Source organism: Lactococcus sp. FSL W8-0209 (assembly GCF_038006585.1).
In the GTDB taxonomy this organism is placed as follows: Bacteria; Bacillota; Bacilli; order Lactobacillales; family Streptococcaceae; genus Lactococcus; species Lactococcus lactis.
This window is the reverse complement of the sequence record NZ_JBBOVN010000002.1, coordinates 37,486-55,219: the sequence shown is the minus strand read 5'-3', so window position 1 is coordinate 55,219 and position 17,734 is coordinate 37,486. Positions and strand designations below refer to the sequence as shown.

Below are 17,734 nucleotides of genomic sequence, written 5' to 3'. Positions count from 1 at the left end.
ATTTCATAAAATGAATTGATTTCCCTACAAGGTTCCCTATTTAATAGCCCTTGATAAAGAACTTGAATTGATGGAGCTATACTATAAAAATGGACAGAAAATTGTGTGTTATAATCTGTCTATTAAGACACAAAAATGAAAGGACTTTTATGTCAGGTTTTAAACTTTACGACGAGGATTTCAAACAATCGATCGTTAATCTCTATCAAACTGGTAAAACACAAACTGAACTCTGTAAAGATTATGGGGTATCTTCTTCTGCACTTGCAAAATGGATTAAGCAGTACTCTCAAGTGCGTCTTGAAGATAATACGGTGTTGACTGCTAAACAGATTCAAGAATTACAAAAAAGGAATGCCCAATTAGAGGAAGAAAATCTGATCTTAAAAAAAGCGAGTGCCATATTCATGCAAAACTCCAAGTAAGATTGAAAGCCATCTATAGACTCCGATTTGAACACACGACAGTTATGCTCTGTCGTGTTTTACATGTCAATCGTTCCACCTACTATAACTTCATAAACAAGAGGCCTTCGAAGCGTGAAGTAGAAAATTATTTTAAGAAAATATAGCTCATTTTGTGTCTAAATATTTGACCATAAGAAAAGACCTCCGAAATATAGATTTGAAAAGTCTATATTTTGGGGGTCACTACAGAATCGACAAATGACGATAACGGTTATTTTTTAACAAACTTTTTATTTTAGTATTCGCCCCAATATTTAGACATTGTTTGTTTACCAACGCCAGGGTTGAAACTATTAGTTGGATCATTTTTCTTATAGTGCTTGATTAAGGCCGGTGCTGCCAAATATAGATGCCCAACATTGTGTTCGGCTGGATAAACAGCGTGACGCTCATCCAAAATTTTAAGCATTTCTTTTTTAAGTTCATGCGCATCGACGCCAGGTTTTAGAATATAATCCTGGTGCATAACGTGATCAAGTAAGTGACCATAATAAATTTTGTGTTCTATTTTGTCTTCAATCTCTTTAGGCAAATGCTCGAACCACTTATAATCATTACTTGCCAACGCGATATCTAGTGGCAAAATGTCAATACTATCCTGTTTTAATTCTTGATATCGAATCGCAACCCCAGCTGTTACATAGCGGTGAGTTTCCGCTTTACTGGTCTCATTGGCATCGGCTTCAAAGTAGTCGCCACTGGCTTTGTCAAAATAAGATTTGAGATACTCTCGCGCTTCTTCAATACCATTACCAGCCATTTTCAATTGTAGGTAATGGTCGTACTTTTCGTAATAATCATCTAACCGCTTTGGCATTTGATTAGGAAATAAATTACTTAATGTTTGAAGCAAACGATCTGGGAAATAAGGTTTGAAAAACGGAATGTGCTTCAAAAAGCGTTCGCCCCATGCTTTTAGCGCAAACATTTGGGGCAAATGACCCGTACCAATTTTTTCAATCACAATTAGTGAGTCTTTACCATATTTCTTGGCCAATTTATAAGCATTTTTATGCATATATTCACCAGAAACAGGCAATTCTTTGAATGTCGTCATAATATGGCGACGAATATCTTCCAACTCATCGGGATTATTCGTTCCAATGTAAAACATTTGTGTTTTTTTATCCATTGGGAATGTATCTAAGCGGACAGCCAATGCCGCAACGTGACCGGACGATCCAGATACTTCATACAATTCTTTAGGATTTGCATTGTATCGAATAGGCTTATCAGATTCAACGTCACGCAAAACCTGTTCATGATGGAACATTGAACCATGATGTTCAGTAGCTGGTACTTGATTCAAATCAAAATTGCGGTTCTGCAAATTAGTAATAATCTCTTCGGGCGTTTTGCCCAAATCAATGCCTAAATGGTTAACTAAGTGCATTTCGTCATGTTCATCAATCCAAACATACAATGATAGCTCTGTATAAGCTGGACCTCTTCTGATCAAAGCACCACCAGAATTGTTGTTAATACCACCAATGACCGATGCACCCAAATTAGATGAGCCAATGACTGAATGTGGTTCACGTTTAAGTGGTCGCAATTCATTTTCTAAGTGAAACAGTGTCGTACCGGGGAATGCTAGTACTTGTTCCCCATTATTGATTAACTGTAAATCTTTAATTTTCATGCCGTTCACAACAACTGCAGAACGGTCATAACCTGGGGCTGGTACGGATCCCTCAGTCAAACTAGTGTTGGCTGCTTGCATAATAATGATAATATTGTTATCATGCAAAACATTAAGCACACGCCACATTGCCATTAAAGTGGTTGGAAATACGACTGCAACTGCATCGCCCTTACCTGAGCGGTACCCTTTCCTAAAACGTAAAGATTTTGCTTTGTTAGTAATAACATTTTTTTTACCAACAACATTGACTAGTTCTTCGACTAAGTCCATATTAACTTCTCCCCTCTATAACGTTTGTAAAAAACGTTTTAATCATTACGCTTTCAATGATACGCTTTTTTTGATATTTTGGTTAATAGGTAGATTGTAAAATTAATCCGACGCTGTTCGGACGAAAAAGACCAGCTTCCTTTAAAGAAGAAGAAAAATAGACAGTCCTTTATTCGTGGAAAATGGACGAAACCTATATCAAAATCAGAGGACGTTAGCACTATCTCTATTGGGCGATTGATGCGGATGATTTAACCTTAGATATCTGGCTATGAAAGAAACGAGATACGCAAGCAGCCTATGCTTTCTTAAAGAGACTAAATAAACAATTCGAAGAGCCTAGAGTCATTGTGACAGAGAAAGGCACCATCTATTGGCGCTGCATTTAGGAAACTATAAAATAATAGTCTGTACACCAAAACTGAACATCAGACAGTAAAATATCTCAATAACTTAATTGAGCAATACCATAGACCTATTAAACGTCGAAATAAATTATATCGAAGTCTACGCACTGCCTCAACCACGATTAAAGGCATGAAGACAACCAGAGGAATATGCAAAAAGAGCCGAAGAAATGGAACGCTCTTCGGCTTTTCAGTATCTACTGAAATCAAAATATTAATGGGAATAACAGCCTAAGATATTTGGAGTTCAGAGAGGGCACGTTTGATTTTCAAACTTCGCAACAGAACCCTTTGCACTAATTCTACAGTCATTCGCTTGCCCAAATCCCAAGCAATGACTTTTTTAGTATAACGATCCATAATGGTTGAGAGATAAGCCCATCCTTGTTGAGTAAGAATATAAGTAATGTCGGTTGACCAAACCTTATTTTTCTTTGTAGGTTCAGTCTGTATGAGATTTATTCGATTGATGTGATCACTTAGTGAGTATCCAGGATTAAATTTCTTAATGACTACAGACTTGAGTTGAAGTTGCTTCATTACTTCTGCAAGTTCTCCGGTTATTTGTGTTTGACTTGAACGCATCCATTCTACTAACTCTGCTTTGACAACTGGTCGATTCATCATGGGGTTGCTTGTACGTTTATATGTTTCAACCATTATTAAAGATGGACTCCTTTTTCAACTAATTTTTCTAATTCATTCAATCGATTTTCAAAAAGCTCAAAGGCGGCATCTAAATAATCGGTAGATTCCATATCAACTCCAGCTTTAGCAATTACTTCTAAAGGATAAGCTGAAGAACCTGCCTTCAAATATTCAAGATATTTTTGACGATCCTCAGTTGAACCATGAACAACTTTTTCAGCTAAGAAAGTGGCCGCAGCAAAACCTGTTGCGTATTGAAAAACATAGAAATTATAATAAAAATGCGGAATTCTAGCCCATTCATACTGAATTTCTGGATTTTCTTTGACTGCTAAATTATAGTATTTTTCATTTATTTCTCCATAAAGTGAGTTTAAGTATTCACTTGTTAAAACTTCACCGGCAGCATCTGCTTCATGAATTTTTTGTTCAAATTCGGCAAATTGACTCTGACGGAAAATAGTTCCACGGAAACTATCAAGCCAGTGGTTCAAAAGGGCGAAGCGCTCCTTATCATCTTTACTTTCCTTTAATAAAGTTTCAGTTAAAATATTTTCATTTGTAGTTGAGGCAATTTCAGCTAAAAAGATTGGATAATCCCCATAAACATATGGTTGGTTTTCACGCGTGAAAGCACTATGCATTGAGTGCCCCATTTCATGAACTAAAGTAAAAAGATCATTTAACGTTTCTTGCCAATTGAGAAGCATAAAAGCATTGGTATCATAAGATCCACCTGAATAAGCACCCGAACGTTTTCCGATATTTTCTTCGACATCAATCCATCTTTGTTCAAAAGCTGCTTTAACTTTTCCTTTATATTCTTTACCAAATATCGCTAAAACTTCTTCTGCTTTTTTCACTCCATCTTCATAGTTAAATTTATAATCTAAATTAGATAATGGAGTATAGATATCATACATCTTTAAATCAGTAATTCCTAAAATTTTCTTGCGTAGTTCAATATAACGATGTAAAAGTGGCAAATGTTGATGAATGGCCTCCATCAAAACATCGTAAACTTTTTCTGGAACAAAATTATTAGCCAGAGCAGCTTGACGGGCTGAATCATAAGAGCGGATTTGGGCATTAAGATTATGGACTTTTACATTAGTCTGTAAGGTCTTTGCATAAGTATGCTGATATTGTTCATAATTACTATAAAGTGCTTTGTAGGCTGCTTTTCGTACTTCCCTATTCTTACTTTCCATTAAGGAAGAGTAATTTCCATGTGTGAGTTGGACCATCTCATCAGATTCATTTTTGACCATAGGTAACTTAATATCTGCATTATCAAAAATTTCAAAAGTTTCTGAAGGGCTTTCAAAAATTTCACCAGCCGCAGCCAATAACTTTTCCTCTTTTTGACTAAGAATATGCGCTTTTTTTGCAAAAAGGCGCTCAAACATATGGTCATAGTTTTTTAATTTTTGAAGCTCCCCCAACCATTTGTTATAAACTTCTTTTGAAATTTTCAAAAATTCAGGTTCATAGAAGGCATAGACCTCTCCGAATTTCACATAGAGGGCTGTTGCTTTTGATTGATACTCCTGATATTTAGCCTCTCTGGTATCTTGATCATTTTTCATTGAAGCATAAACATATAGTTTTTCAACTTGTTGAGAAATGGATAGCATTTTTTCGGTAATTGTCAGAAGACTTTCAGCTGAATCAAGTAAATGACCAGGGTCTGTCTCTTCAACGAGTGAAAGTTCGCTTTTTATTCTAGTTAGCTCTGCTTCCCATTCTTTATCTGTTTTATAAATTGTTGTCAAATCCCAAGTTAATTTTTCAGGAATTTCATTTCTATTCTTAGCCATGAAGATCACTCCTTTTTATTCAAAATAATTTTTATTCACATTAAAAACTTATTAGCAGAATTTCATTCATTCATATCCTTCTTCTGCTTTTTCATTATAGCATAGAAACGGGGAGGATAGACTGCCTTAAAGCTATTTTGCTGAAAATTTATTAAAAAGTTTTCATAATATAGATTAATATTCTGCTTAATTTGAGTAAATTTATGTAAAGGGATTTCATCATCAAAAACTTCAAGTAAGTTCAATCCCAAAGGCGCAATAAAAGAACGTTCAAAAGTCAAATTCAACAAATTTTCACCTCTTTGGTAATATTTTTCCTGAAGTTTCAACCATTTTGGTGAACAATAATAAAGTTGCTGACGAATAAATTCTGCTAGTTTAAGATCAACAATAAGTGGTATTGTCAGTAACTTTTGTGATAAAAAAGGCAGTCGTAATTGCTCAATAAGTCGTCCTTCCCCAAAAGGGATTTCTTCTTGTAAATAAATAATTTTCCCACGCAAATCTTCATGAATCAGTGACTTCAATCTCAGCTTCTGAGTTTTAAAATCTAATTCCCAATAATAGAAACCTCTATTTTCTGAAAAATAGACTAAATTTTTTTGAAGGTTTGTTATTTGGTCTTTTAACCATAAATTTTCCCCCATAAGCCAAAGCACCGTAAAACCGTGTACTTGATAATTTTCTGTCCGTTCTTTTAAACATTTCATAGAATTGACTATTATCAAATAAATAGACATAAAAAAGAAAAGCGTTCTAATCGTTTTTCCTTTTTTATCAGATGTTCAGAAAATGTCCATTTTATGGACACTCTTCTTTTCTGGACTAATGTCAAATATTTAGACACAAAATGAGTCAAGAATTACTCCACAAAAAACTCGACGATGCTGAAGAAGAACAAAATAAATAATATTCCTTCTGAAAAAAAGAAAGTTATCCATGAACCAACAAAATAAAATTTTTGAAACAAAAATAAGCGGGGCTTGGGGTGCGACCTCAAAATTAAAACTAAAATTTAAGCTTGCATGAAGCTTAAATTTTGTGTTTTTTCGTTGGTGTACATACACCTGCTATGCTTGCCACAATGAGGGGCTTCCCCGTAAGGGGACTCAATAAGCGTAGCGTTTGTGACCCTCATTGTGCTGCCGCGTAGCGACCAGGCGCAAAAATGCCACCACTAACTAATTTATAAAAGAGGAAACTTTATGCCAAAGAACAGGAAGCGAAAAGTTCATTTAAATTTTTATGTTAACCCTGACGAAGAATTTATAATCCGTGAGAAAGCCGCAAGTTGCCATAAAAATTTAAGCGACTATTTACGCATGATTTCAATTAAAGGGGCAATTTATGAAGTAAACTTTCATGAACCTGATGAATTTTCAAAGCAACTTTCTCAACTCCGATTTGAATTTAATCGAATCGGGAATAACATTAACCAGGTTGCCAAAAAAGTCAATTTGATTGATGAAGTGGATGTAGAAGTTTTACAAGATGAAATGAGTGATATTCAAAAAAACTATCGTGTATTAAGTCGAAAAGTTTTAAAAGAAGTACAAACTTTAATTAGGAGGTTGGAAGAATGACCGTCACAAAAACAATCCAAATTAAAAGTGAGTCACAACTTGGAAAACTTTGCAACAGAACCAGTTCGTCTATTGTAAGATGTTTGTAGGTCATTTATGGTTACACTCCTTTGTTTTCTTTCGTCGGAAATACAATTTGAGTGTACCATAAATGCCTTTTTATTTTTCTAACTTAATTTTACAATTCGCGCCTCTAAAAATATTTTGGTCAACCTTATTTTTTTATCGACTATTTCAACAAAAAATCTTGAATATTAACAATGGTAATTATCATATAGATATATTTTTAACGTGTACAATTGATTCATTCCGATACAAATGAAATGAAGGCGAATGTTTATTTTTTTAGGCTTGCCTAATATTTTGCTTTAATTTTATAAAAAAGAGGTGTATACTTATGATATTCTTAAAGGAAGGTGGAAATATTTTGAAAGATACAACAAGTCAGTCTGGTAAAGAGCACAAACCTCGATTAATTCAGCATGCGAATGGTCCCTCTTTAGAGGAAATTAACGGAACTGTCGAGGTACCCAAAGGCAAAGGCTTTTGGAAAACCCTGTTCGCCTATTCTGGACCGGGAGCATTAGTTGCTGTGGGATATATGGATCCAGGCAACTGGTCTACTTCGATTACGGGTGGGCAAAACTTCCAGTATTTATTAATGTCGGTCATTTTAATGTCTAGTTTAATTGCAATGCTATTACAATATATGGCTGCTAAATTGGGAATTGTTAGTCAAATGGATTTAGCTCAAGCAATTCGAGCGAGAACGAGTAAAAAACTAGGAATCATTTTATGGATTTTAACGGAATTAGCGATTATGGCAACAGATATTGCGGAAGTAATTGGCGCATCAATTGCTCTTTATTTACTTTTTAATATTCCGCTTGTCGTCGCAGTCTTTATTACGGTATTTGATGTTTTATTATTATTGTTGTTAACGAAAGTTGGTTTTAGAAAAATTGAAGCAATAGTTGTCTGTTTGATTTTTGTAATTCTTTTTGTGTTTGTTTATCAAGTAGCGTTGTCTGATCCTAATTGGGGGGATGTACTTAAAGGATTGGTTCCGACTGGTGAAACGTTCTCCTCTACACATTCAATTGGTGGTCAAACGCCTTTAACTGGTGCATTAGGAATTATTGGTGCAACCGTTATGCCTCATAATTTATATCTACATTCGGCTGTGTCTCAGAGTCGAAAGATAAATCGTACGGATGAAGATGAAATCGCCAATGCTGTACGATTTTCAACATGGGATTCTAACATTCAATTGACTCTCGCTTTTTTTGTTAACTCCTTATTGCTCATAATGGGAGTTGCTGTTTTTAAAACAGGGGCAGTGAAAGATCCATCATTCTTTGGGTTGTATGAGGCTTTATCAAATTCGGATACATTGAGTAACGGAATTTTAATCACCGTTGCAAAATCAGGTCTTCTTTCTACATTATTCGCAGTCGCGTTACTAGCTTCTGGACAAAATTCAACGATTACCGGAACTTTAACTGGACAAGTAATTATGGAGGGATTCATTCATATGAGAATGCCAATTTGGCTAAGACGTTTAATTACGCGTTTGATTTCAGTTATCCCAGTGTTAATCTGTGTAATTATTACAAGCAGGCAAGGAACGATTCGGGAGCACACAGCGTTAAATACACTAATGAATAATTCACAAGTCTTCTTAGCTTTTGCGTTACCATTTTCGATGGTACCATTATTAATGATGACCAATAGTGAGGTGGAAATGGGAAGCCGGTTTAAAAATTCGATAGTTATTCGGATACTAGGATGGGGTTCAGTAATTGGATTGACATATTTAAATTTGATTGGATTGCCCGGCCAAATTGAAGGTTTTTTTGGTGAAAAGGTGACATCAAGCCAACTTGTACTAGCTGATTCTATTGCTTATGTCATTATCGTCACAGTATTACTACTGTTAGCATGGACAATTATTGAACTGTATAAAGGAAATAAAAAATATAATCAATTAATTAATGAAAGGTAAGATGCACTATGGAAGGATTTGATGAATTTAAAAATATTTTAGTTGGGGTAGATGAATCAGAAGGAGCTCAAAAAGCCTTTCAATATGCTGTAAAGCAAGCGAGTAAAACTGGAGCCGCATTACTGATTGCCTCAATTTTAGAAATTGAAGAGTTGAATGTTTATGAAGCGTTAGACCCTGAGTACTTGAGCCAGAAACAAAGTCAATTGTTACTTAATTTGAAAAAGTACAAACAATATGCAGAAAATAGCGGTGTAAAAAACATTCAGCTGTACAGTGGAGAAGGTGATCCGGCCGAGGAAATTACTAAGACGATTTTGCCAGCAACATCTGCAGATATCTTAATCATTGGATCGCGATCAATGCATGGAATTAAAGGATATTTTGGTTCGCATGCTACTTATATGGTTAAAAATTCTCCAATCTCAATTACAGTTATTAAGTAAATATTGCAGATAATATGTATTTGGGTCAATATCTTGGACAAATTTTAACAGAACCGACAGGAGATATATCTCGATACCATTCGAGATACACCTCCTGTCTATTTTTATGCTACTCTTGGCTTAGCTCAACTCAACCGCCTTTTAATCTCCCAACAACAATAATACCCAATCAAACAACCCAAAAAATTCAAGATAATATCACTAATGGCAAATGTGCCCAAATAAAAGATAAATTGAATGGTTTCAATTCCTAAAAGTGTGACCAAACTGACAATGACAAACTGTTTGAAATCAGTATTGATACAGTAAAGGCCACCTAAAGGAATGAAGTAGATAATATTTAGCACTGCCTCTTGAATCGTTCTGGTATCCGCTTTTATAAAGTCAAAAGGATTCAGTGATATCGCCTGAAAATCCGTTGTTTTAGTAAAAAGCACCATGAATAACAGTAATAAATACACACTGAAAGCAAGATAGAGATAAATAACTGAAAAATGTTTGAGGTGATACTGGATGCCAAACAACCAGATAATCAGCGTTAATAAGAGTATTAAAGTTAATGCGGTATAGTCAAAGTGGTTAATCAACCTAGCCAGGCTTTGATAGCGAGTGAGAACGGGCATAATCAGCCAAGTAATCGTCGCATAACTCAGGATAAATGTGACCAATAAACTGCTGAGGTAGATCATATATTTTCGCAACTGTTTCTAACTCCTTTTCTTGATGAGATTAACCCTATTTGGTTCTGTTGCGAAGTTTGAAAATCAAACGCGCTCGCTCTGAACTCCAAATATCTTAGGCTGGTATTCCCATTAATACCTTGATTTCAGTAGACACCGAAAAGCCGAAGAGCGTTCCATTTCTTCGGTTCTTTTTATATACTCCTCGAAGGGTCTCCATGCCCTTAATCGTGGAAGAGGCTGTACGGAGACTTTGATAAAATTTATTCCGTCGTTTAATAGATCGATGGTCTTGTTCTATTAAATTGTTAAGATACTTCACAGTTCGGTGCTCTGTCTTAGTATATAAACCCACACTCTGTAACTTTCTAAAGGCGGAGCCAAGAGAAGGTGCTTTATCGGTCACAATTGCTTTCGGCTCACCAAACTGTTTATGGAGTCGTTTTAAGAAAGCATAGGCTGCTTGCGTATCCCGTTTCTTTCGTAACCAGATATCTAAGGTTAAGCCGTCCGCATCAATTGCACGATAAAGATCATGCCAACGTCCCTTAATTTTGATATAGGTTTCGTCCATTTTCCATGAATAGAAGGATTGTCTATTTTTCTTCTTCCAAAGATCATAGAGGACTTTGCTGTACTCTTGCACCCAACGATAAATCGTAGTATGACAAACATTTATTCCACGATCATATAACAATTCCTGAACTTCACGATAGCTTAGATTGTAACGCAGGTAGTAACCAACAGCGACAATATTGAAGTCTTTTTTGAATTGTTTGCCTTTAAAATGATTCATTACTCTGTCCTCTCTGTCTTTTTTCTCAATTTTACACTAAAATAGATTTTTTGAAAAACTTTGCAACAGAACCAACTTATTTACGTTCAATATGAAACCAAAATAATGTTCGACTGGTCTAGGTATAAGTTTAAAGATTTGGGATTTGGAACAAATATAAATGAGTATCCCGGACTAGGGCTGAAATATGCTAATTCCTTTATTGGTTCAGAACTTTTAGAAGTAACTTTCTTGGAGAGTGAATTCACTTCGTTAAATCTTAACAATATGACTTCAAGCAAGAGTAATTTTTACAAATCTATTTTTGTAAACGCTAATTTGGAGGAGAGCAAATTTATCGATTCTTCATTTAGAGAAGCTTCTTTTAATAGTGCTAATCTACAAAATGCAAACTTACATGATTCAGATTTTTTTAGAGCACATTTTGAGGGTGCAAATTTAAAAGGCGCAAATTTCAAAAGAGCAAACTTACGAGGCGCCGATTTAAGAGGAACAGATTTAACGACAACTGATTTTGATAATGCAGACCTTACAGGTGCAAAGTTAGCAGGTGCAAAGATTAGTGGAACATATTTTATAGGTGCAGATATTACAGGAATTGACCTTGAAGGTAGTGAATTTAAAAATGCTGACTTTCCATATGCTAGGATACATGGTATTGAGTGGGAAGATTCTGTAAGAAAAGAAATATTAGATGGACACCTTCAGGATTTATTTTCGAAATAATAAAGAGTTTGAAAAATTCTCTTGTAATAATGGTTCATAGGCTAAACTAAAGCTATAAACCATTGACAAGGTATCCTAATATGTTATAATTTAAGTAGCAAAGTGAAGAGTGCTACTTATCGCATTAAATCAAAACACACCCGATGGCAGTCGAGTGTGTTTTTTTGTTGGTCGCAACTCCAACTCAGGCTAGATGGCACTATTTGCAATTATCATTCTTGTCTAGCCAACGAGAAACTAAAAGAAGAAGTACTGACGTTAAGTCAAGTTTTTAGAGTAACAAACGTAGAATTTTAATCTATTTATTTTAAGCACTTACCTTTTCAAATTGATTAGGTGTAAGATACCCTAAACTTTGATGGATTCGTTTTGAATTATAAAAGGCTTCGATGTACCAGAAAATACTCTGATAGGCTTCTTCAAAGTTCTTATATTTAAATTGATACACCCACTCTCTTTTTAAATGTCCATGCCAAGATTCAAGACTGGCATTATGATAAGGGTATCCCCTTCGACTGAAAGAGTGAGTCACCCCATAATACTTAAGCAACTCTTCATACTCTAGACTCGTATACTGGCTTCCTTGGTCAGAATGAAGAATAAGAGCTTCTGGATAGTCTTGTGATTTAATGGCCTTATTTAAAGTTCTTTGCACTAATTCTACAGTCATTCGCTTGCCCAAATCCCAAGCAATGACTTTTTTAGTATAACGATCCATAATGGTTGAGAGATAAGCCCATCCTTGTTGAGTAGGAATATAAGTAATGTCGGTTGACCAAACCTTATTTTTCTTTGTAGGTTCAGTCTGTATGAGATTTTTTCGATTGATGTGATCACTTAGTGAGTATCCAGGCTTAAATTTCTTAATGACTACAGACTTGAGTTGAAGTTGCTTCATTAGCTTCTGTACCAGTTTTAACCCGACTTTTTCCCCTTGTTTAAGTAGAAGATGATGAATTTTAGGAGCACCATAGATTCCTCGGTTAGCATTGAAGAGTTGAGAAATTTTGAGTGACAGGTATTGTCTCCTTAATTGAGTTTTAGATGGATGTCGGTTAATCCGTTCATAATAACTTGATTCAGGAACATCAAGGAGTTGGCAGCTTAGTCTGACATTGAGTGCTAAAGTTTGTATGGTTAGAGCCATATCCGCAGCACTCACTTCTTTTTCTCGGCGAATATGGTCAATACTTTTTTTAAGATGTCTCGTTCTTCCTTAACTTTAGCCAGTTGTCTTTTTAATTCTAGAAAATCAGCTTTAGAGACGGAGCTTTCATTAGATTTAGAGTAGAGGTCTATCCATTTATAAATTGTTGCAGGGGCCACGTCGTATTCTTTAGACAGCTGGGTGACGGATTGACCAGAATGATAGAAGGCGATAAGGGTTTCTTTAAATTCTTTTGAGTAGCGTTTTTTCATGTTTTTGTCCTTTGTCTAAATTATACAATAGTGACTCTAAGATTTAAGGATAACATCAATTCAACAGTGATTACAAATACTGGAGAGGATATTAATTATTTTAGAAAAAAATCAGAACAGATATTTAAGGCTTTATTAGAAAAACAAGAAGAGTGAAAATTTATCTTTTTTCGGAAAAACTCCAATTTTTTGGAAAGTTAAATAATGTGTACATATTTTCGACAAACCATACATTAGAAATAACAAAAAAACACCGTAGAATTGTTTGATTCATACGGTGCTTTTTTTATGTCTAATTATTTAAGAGTAGTCCAATATTTTTATAAGTCATAATTCTAGTCCGCTTTTAAAATAGTAGTGTACTGGCTAAATTCCTCTAAGTGTTGAGGGCTAATCTGGTTATCTGTAATGATGGTATCGAGTTGATCTAGATTGTAGAAGTTAAAGAAATCGTATCGATCGAATTTAGTACTGTCTACTAATAAGAATTTTTCTACAGCATTGTTTAGGGCAAGTTGTTGAATCACACCTTCCTTGTCACTATATGTAGCAATAGAATTATGGGTAACAGCATTTGCACTAACAAAAGCTTTGGCAAATCTCATTGCTTCTAAATTTGTCGAAGCCATTGAACCTACAAAAGCTCCAGTTATTTCTCTATATTCACCGCCAAGAAGCAATAAATCAATGGTTTCGCTATCATTTAGAATCAAGAACACAGGGAGACTATTTGTAATGACACGAATTTTATAACCTTTACGACCTTTCAATTCTAATGCCAGTTGTACAAGTGTAGTTCCGGGTCCAATAAAAATAGTATCGCCATCTTTGATTAAAGAGCAGGCTTTTTTAGCAATGTCAATTTTTTCTTTTGTATTTAGACTTTTCTTCTCGATATGTGTCTTTTCAAGTGGCTTTTTAAAGGAAAGCAATTGTGCACCACCATGAGTACGTGTTAAAAGTCCATCAGCTTCTAGAGCATCAAGGTCTCTACGGGCTGTCATATCGGAAATATCTAGTTCATCTATTATTTCTTTTATGGTTATGGTCCCATCAATCTTTAACATATCTAAAATTTTTTCTAATCGTCGTTTTTTGTTCATATGAAGACTTTTCTTTCATAAAGTAATTTTTTTCCAAAGATAATTCTCTTTTAATTGTATCATAAAAGAGAATATTTTCAAGGTAAAACAAACAATTTCAAACAAAAACAAACGTTAGATGGTGAAATAAGAACAGAGGATTGACGTATATTAGCTTAGGTCAGATTTTGTATAAGACGAAAACAAAGTAGGACCTCTTAATCAGTAAGTTATAGAAAGTAAAAGACTTTTGTAATACCTGAATAGATATTTCACGTCCATTTTGTGATGGATTAAATGAACAAAAATGAACAATAATTTAACGGTGTTATCTATTTTTTAAAAAAACAAATAAAAAAAAACAAAAAATTAACAAAAATAGTTGCTTTTTGTTTGAATGTTTGATATCATATAAACAAAGAAATGATGAAAACGTTATCTTGAACATTTTGCAAAATATTTTCTACTTCTACGTAGCATTTCTTTTTAAAATTTAGGAGGTAGTCCAAATGGCTATTGTTGTTGGTGCAGATCTCAAAGGTACGAGATTAAAAGATGTTGTGAAAAATTTTCTTGTAGAAGAAGGTTTTGAGGTAATTGATGTGACTAAGGACGGACAAGATTTTGTTGATGTTACCTTGGCAGTTGCCTCTGAAGTAAATAAAGATGAGCAAAACTTAGGTATTGTAATTGATGCTTATGGAGCTGGTCCATTCATGGTAGCAACTAAAATTAAAGGTATGGTTGCAGCAGAAGTTTCAGATGAACGCTCAGCTTATATGACACGTGGACATAACAATGCACGAATGATTACGGTTGGCGCTGAAATCGTCGGTGATGAGCTTGCTAAAAACATCGCTAAAGCTTTCGTCAATGGTAAATATGATGGCGGACGTCATCAAATCCGAGTAGATATGCTTAACAAGATGTGTTAAGAAAAGGAGTTAAAAAATGAAAATCGCAATTGGATGTGACCACATTGTCACAGATGTAAAAATGGCAGTATCAGAATTCTTGAAATCAAAAGGACATGAGGTCCTTGATTTCGGGACATATGACCACGTACGTACTCACTACCCTATCTATGGTAAAAAAGTCGGTGAAGCAGTAGTAAGTGGTCAAGCAGACTTGGGAGTATGTATCTGTGGTACAGGTGTCGGCATTAACAATGCAGTCAATAAAGTTCCAGGTGTTCGCTCAGCGTTGGTTCGTGATATGACGTCAGCTCTATATGCTAAGGAAGAACTTAATGCGAATGTTATCGGTTTTGGTGGAATGATTACTGGTGGTCTTCTTATGAATGACATCATTGAAGCTTTCATTGAAGCTGAGTACAAACCAACAGAAGAAAATAAAAAATTGATTGCAAAAATCGAACACGTTGAAACACATAATGCACATCAAGCAGATGGGGATTTCTTTACAGAATTCCTTGAAAAATGGGACCGTGGTGAATACCACGATTAAGGTATAACCAATGATTCTGACAGTCACACTAAATCCTTCAGTAGACATCTCTTATCCTCTAGAAACATTGAAAATTGATACAGTGAATAGGGTGAAAGATGTTAGTAAGACAGCTGGTGGAAAAGGCTTAAATGTTACTAGAGTCTTGTATGAATCTGGTGATAAAGTTACTGCTACAGGTTTCTTAGGTGGTAAAATTGGTGAATTTATTGAAAGCGAATTAGAACAATCTCCTGTTAGTCCAGCTTTTTATAAAATCTCAGGAAACACTAGAAACTGTATTGCTATCTTACACGAGGGTAACCAAACAGAAATTTTGGAACAAGGACCAACAATTTCTCATGAAGAAGCAGAAGGCTTTCTTGACCACTATAGCAATCTTATTAAGCAATCAGAAGTTGTCACAATTTCAGGAAGTTTGCCTTCAGGACTTCCCAACGATTATTATGAAAAACTTATCCAACTTGCTTCGGATGAAGGAGTAGCAGTCGTTTTGGATTGTTCAGGTGCACCACTTGAAACAGTTCTAAAATCGTCGGCTAAACCTACTGCCATCAAACCTAATAATGAGGAACTTTCACAGTTGCTTGGAAAAGAAGTAACAAAAAATATTGAAGAACTCAAAGACGTTCTTAAAGAGTCACTTTTTAGTGGTATCGAATGGATAGTGGTCTCATTAGGTCGAAACGGTGCCTTTGCAAAACATGGTGATGTTTTCTATAAAGTAGATATTCCTGATATCCCAGTTGTTAATCCAGTCGGATCAGGGGACTCAACGGTAGCTGGTATTGCATCAGCTTTAAATAGTAAAAAAAGTGACGCTGACTTATTAAAACATGCGATGACATTGGGTATGTTAAATGCTCAAGAAACAATGACAGGGCATGTGAATATGACTAATTACGAAACACTAAACTCACAAATTGGAGTAAAAGAGGTATAAAAATGGTACTTACAGAACAGAAACGCAAATCTTTGGAAAAACTTTCAGATAAAAACGGTTTTATCTCAGCTTTGGCATTTGACCAACGTGGTGCTTTGAAACGTTTGATGGCACAGTATCAAGATACAGAACCAACTGTAGCTCAAATGGAAGAACTAAAGGTTTTGGTTGCTGATGAACTTACAAAATACGCTTCTTCAATGTTGCTTGACCCTGAATATGGACTTCCAGCAACAAAAGCATTGGATAAAGAAGCAGGTCTTCTTCTTGCCTATGAAAAAACAGGTTATGATACATCAAGTACAAAACGTTTGCCTGACTGCTTGGATGTTTGGTCTGCAAAGCGTATCAAAGAGCAAGGCGCTGATGCCGTTAAGTTCTTGCTTTACTATGATGTAGACAGCTCAGATGAACTTAACCAACAAAAACAAGCTTATATTGAACGTGTTGGTTCTGAATGTGTCGCTGAAGATATTCCTTTCTTCTTGGAAATCCTTGCTTATGATGAAGAAATCTCAGATGCAGGTTCCGTTGAATATGCAAAAGTGAAACCTCGCAAAGTCATTGAAGCGATGAAAGTTTTCTCTGATCCACGCTTTAACATTGATGTTCTTAAAGTAGAAGTACCAGTTAACGTTAAATATGTCGAAGGTTTTGCTGATGGTGAAGTGGTTTACAGTAAAGCTGAAGCTGCTGACTTCTTTAAAGCACAAGAAGAAGCGACTAACCTTCCATACATCTACCTAAGTGCAGGTGTATCTGCTAAATTGTTCCAAGAAACATTGCAATTTGCTCACGACTCAGGTGCCAAGTTTAATGGGGTGCTTTGTGGACGTGCTACTTGGGCAGGATCTGTAGAACCTTACATCAAAGAAGGTGAAAAAGCAGCACGTGAATGGTTGCGTACTACTGGATTCGAAAATATTGATGAACTTAACAAAGTTCTTGTTAAAACAGCTAGTCCATGGACTGATAAAGTATAGTAAAAACATAAAACGGAGGATATTGGTGTGAACAGAGAAGAGATGACTCTCTTAGGGTTTGAAATTGTTGCTTATGCTGGAGATGCTCGCTCTAAGCTTTTAGAAGCGCTTAAAGCGGCTGAAAATGGTGATTTCGCTAAGGCAGATAGTCTTGTAGTAGAAGCAGGAAGCTGTATTGCAGAGGCTCACAGTTCTCAGACAGGTATGTTGGCTCGAGAAGCTTCTGGAGAGGAACTTCCATACAGTGTTACTATGATGCATGGTCAGGATCACTTGATGACTACGATCTTATTAAAAGATGTGATTCATCACCTCATCGAACTTTATAAAAGAGGAGCAAAGTAATT

The 17,734-nt window shown here is 35.3% G+C and carries 16 protein-coding genes and 4 pseudogenes; 11 read left to right on the top strand and 9 right to left on the bottom strand.

Annotated features, from left to right (window positions below; all coding sequences use genetic code 11):
- Positions 1-149: 149 nt before the first annotated feature.
- Positions 150-553, top strand: a pseudogene (locus MKX45_RS11735) (transposase); the annotation flags it as partial.
- A 149-nt stretch (positions 554-702) separates the two neighbouring features.
- On the opposite strand, the gene dld reads toward MKX45_RS11735, so the two are convergent.
- A complete protein-coding gene (gene dld, locus MKX45_RS11730; RefSeq protein WP_340817313.1) occupies positions 703-2,382 on the bottom strand; it encodes a D-lactate dehydrogenase in 1,680 nt (559 codons plus the stop codon).
- 141 nt (positions 2,383-2,523) lie between these two features.
- Between dld and MKX45_RS11725 the strand changes: the two are divergent.
- Positions 2,524-3,024 (top strand): annotated as a pseudogene (locus MKX45_RS11725) (IS6 family transposase); the annotation flags it as partial.
- A 32-nt stretch (positions 3,025-3,056) separates the two neighbouring features.
- Here the strand turns inward: MKX45_RS11725 and MKX45_RS11720 are convergent.
- The 4 genes and pseudogenes from MKX45_RS11720 to MKX45_RS11705 form a co-directional block, all read right to left on the bottom strand.
- Positions 3,057-3,332: pseudogene (locus MKX45_RS11720) on the bottom strand (DDE-type integrase/transposase/recombinase); the annotation flags it as partial.
- Positions 3,327-3,449 (bottom strand): annotated as a pseudogene (locus MKX45_RS11715) (O-methyltransferase); the annotation flags it as partial. The pseudogenes MKX45_RS11715 and MKX45_RS11720, both read right to left, overlap by 6 nt.
- Positions 3,450-3,451: 2 nt before the next feature.
- Positions 3,452-5,257 (bottom strand): oligoendopeptidase F, encoded by a 1,806-nt coding sequence (gene pepF / locus MKX45_RS11710; protein ID WP_340817312.1) that lies wholly within the window; start codon positions 5,255-5,257, stop codon positions 3,452-3,454.
- A 62-nt stretch (positions 5,258-5,319) separates the two neighbouring features.
- A complete protein-coding gene (locus MKX45_RS11705) occupies positions 5,320-5,967 on the bottom strand; it encodes a competence protein CoiA family protein (protein WP_340817310.1) in 648 nt (215 codons plus the stop codon).
- 495 nt (positions 5,968-6,462) lie between these two features.
- Between MKX45_RS11705 and MKX45_RS11700 the strand changes: the two genes are divergently transcribed.
- The 3 genes from MKX45_RS11700 (at position 6,463) to MKX45_RS11690 (ending at position 9,291) form a co-directional block, all read left to right on the top strand.
- A complete protein-coding gene (locus tag MKX45_RS11700; protein WP_075070756.1) occupies positions 6,463-6,840 on the top strand; it encodes a plasmid mobilization protein in 378 nt (125 codons plus the stop codon).
- A 397-nt stretch (positions 6,841-7,237) separates the two neighbouring features.
- Entirely contained in the window at positions 7,238-8,845 is a 1,608-nt protein-coding gene (locus MKX45_RS11695) for an Nramp family divalent metal transporter (RefSeq protein WP_340817309.1), read from the top strand.
- Between the two features lie 8 nt (positions 8,846-8,853).
- On the top strand, positions 8,854-9,291 hold the full coding sequence (locus MKX45_RS11690; RefSeq protein ID WP_003139952.1) for a universal stress protein: 438 nt from the start codon (positions 8,854-8,856) through the stop codon (positions 9,289-9,291).
- Between the two features lie 125 nt (positions 9,292-9,416).
- Here the strand turns inward: MKX45_RS11690 and MKX45_RS11685 are convergent, their stop codons facing one another.
- Complete coding sequence (locus MKX45_RS11685) at positions 9,417-9,992, bottom strand: VanZ family protein (protein WP_014017398.1); 576 nt, start codon at positions 9,990-9,992, stop codon at positions 9,417-9,419.
- Positions 9,993-10,086: 94 nt separating this feature from the next.
- Positions 10,087-10,767, bottom strand: a complete 681-nt coding sequence (locus tag MKX45_RS11680) for an IS6 family transposase (RefSeq protein ID WP_340817307.1) — start codon at positions 10,765-10,767, stop codon at positions 10,087-10,089.
- A gap of 138 nt (positions 10,768-10,905) precedes the next feature.
- Between MKX45_RS11680 and MKX45_RS11675 the strand changes: the two genes are divergently transcribed.
- The gene (locus tag MKX45_RS11675) at positions 10,906-11,493 is read left to right on the top strand and encodes a pentapeptide repeat-containing protein (RefSeq protein WP_340817306.1); all 588 of its coding nucleotides are present in this window, start codon (positions 10,906-10,908) and stop codon (positions 11,491-11,493) included.
- A gap of 307 nt (positions 11,494-11,800) precedes the next feature.
- Here MKX45_RS11675 and MKX45_RS11670 read toward each other — a convergent pair.
- Both MKX45_RS11670 and MKX45_RS11665 read right to left on the bottom strand, forming a co-directional pair.
- Positions 11,801-12,912, bottom strand: a protein-coding gene (locus tag MKX45_RS11670) for an IS3-like element IS981 family transposase (protein WP_340817305.1) whose coding sequence is annotated in 2 segments (ribosomal slippage) — positions 11,801-12,696 and positions 12,696-12,912 — 1,113 coding nt in all. Because the reading frame shifts where the segments join, the coding sequence is not laid out codon by codon here.
- 335 nt (positions 12,913-13,247) lie between these two features.
- Positions 13,248-14,015, bottom strand: a complete 768-nt coding sequence (locus MKX45_RS11665; protein WP_259771291.1) for a DeoR/GlpR family DNA-binding transcription regulator — start codon at positions 14,013-14,015, stop codon at positions 13,248-13,250.
- A gap of 488 nt (positions 14,016-14,503) precedes the next feature.
- Here MKX45_RS11665 and lacA point away from each other — a divergent pair, with 488 nt between their 5' ends.
- From lacA to MKX45_RS11640, 5 genes are read left to right on the top strand one after another with little or no spacing between them, the layout of a single operon-like run.
- Positions 14,504-14,929 (top strand): galactose-6-phosphate isomerase subunit LacA, encoded by a 426-nt coding sequence (gene lacA / locus MKX45_RS11660; RefSeq protein WP_004256011.1) that lies wholly within the window; start codon positions 14,504-14,506, stop codon positions 14,927-14,929.
- A gap of 16 nt (positions 14,930-14,945) precedes the next feature.
- The gene (gene lacB, locus MKX45_RS11655; protein ID WP_021214651.1) at positions 14,946-15,461 is read left to right on the top strand and encodes a galactose-6-phosphate isomerase subunit LacB; all 516 of its coding nucleotides are present in this window, start codon (positions 14,946-14,948) and stop codon (positions 15,459-15,461) included.
- Positions 15,462-15,471: 10 nt separating this feature from the next.
- Entirely contained in the window at positions 15,472-16,404 is a 933-nt protein-coding gene (gene lacC, locus MKX45_RS11650; RefSeq protein WP_259744672.1) for a tagatose-6-phosphate kinase, read from the top strand.
- Positions 16,405-16,406: 2 nt separating this feature from the next.
- Positions 16,407-17,387, top strand: a complete 981-nt coding sequence (gene lacD / locus MKX45_RS11645; protein ID WP_003131732.1) for a tagatose-bisphosphate aldolase — start codon at positions 16,407-16,409, stop codon at positions 17,385-17,387.
- Positions 17,388-17,414: 27 nt separating this feature from the next.
- Complete coding sequence (locus MKX45_RS11640) at positions 17,415-17,732, top strand: PTS lactose/cellobiose transporter subunit IIA (RefSeq protein ID WP_014011534.1); 318 nt, start codon at positions 17,415-17,417, stop codon at positions 17,730-17,732.
- Positions 17,733-17,734: the final 2 nt, after the last annotated feature.

Bases quoted from the DNA above. Each gene is read 5' to 3' on its own strand.
- lacD (WP_003131732.1), top strand. From the start codon at position 16,407: ATGGTACTTACAGAACAGAAACGCAAATCTTTGGAAAAACTTTCAGAT.
- lacB (WP_021214651.1), top strand. From the start codon at position 14,946: ATGAAAATCGCAATTGGATGTGACCACATTGTCACAGATGTAAAAATG.
- MKX45_RS11700 (WP_075070756.1), top strand. From the start codon at position 6,463: ATGCCAAAGAACAGGAAGCGAAAAGTTCATTTAAATTTTTATGTTAAC.
- lacC (WP_259744672.1), top strand. From the start codon at position 15,472: ATGATTCTGACAGTCACACTAAATCCTTCAGTAGACATCTCTTATCCT.
- pepF (WP_340817312.1), bottom strand. From the start codon at position 5,257: ATGGCTAAGAATAGAAATGAAATTCCTGAAAAATTAACTTGGGATTTG.
- MKX45_RS11690 (WP_003139952.1), top strand. From the start codon at position 8,854: ATGGAAGGATTTGATGAATTTAAAAATATTTTAGTTGGGGTAGATGAA.
- lacA (WP_004256011.1), top strand. From the start codon at position 14,504: ATGGCTATTGTTGTTGGTGCAGATCTCAAAGGTACGAGATTAAAAGAT.
- MKX45_RS11665 (WP_259771291.1), bottom strand. From the start codon at position 14,015: ATGAACAAAAAACGACGATTAGAAAAAATTTTAGATATGTTAAAGATT.
- MKX45_RS11695 (WP_340817309.1), top strand. From the start codon at position 7,238: ATGATATTCTTAAAGGAAGGTGGAAATATTTTGAAAGATACAACAAGT.
- MKX45_RS11680 (WP_340817307.1), bottom strand. From the start codon at position 10,767: ATGAATCATTTTAAAGGCAAACAATTCAAAAAAGACTTCAATATTGTC.
- MKX45_RS11705 (WP_340817310.1), bottom strand. From the start codon at position 5,967: ATGAAATGTTTAAAAGAACGGACAGAAAATTATCAAGTACACGGTTTT.
- dld (WP_340817313.1), bottom strand. From the start codon at position 2,382: ATGGACTTAGTCGAAGAACTAGTCAATGTTGTTGGTAAAAAAAATGTT.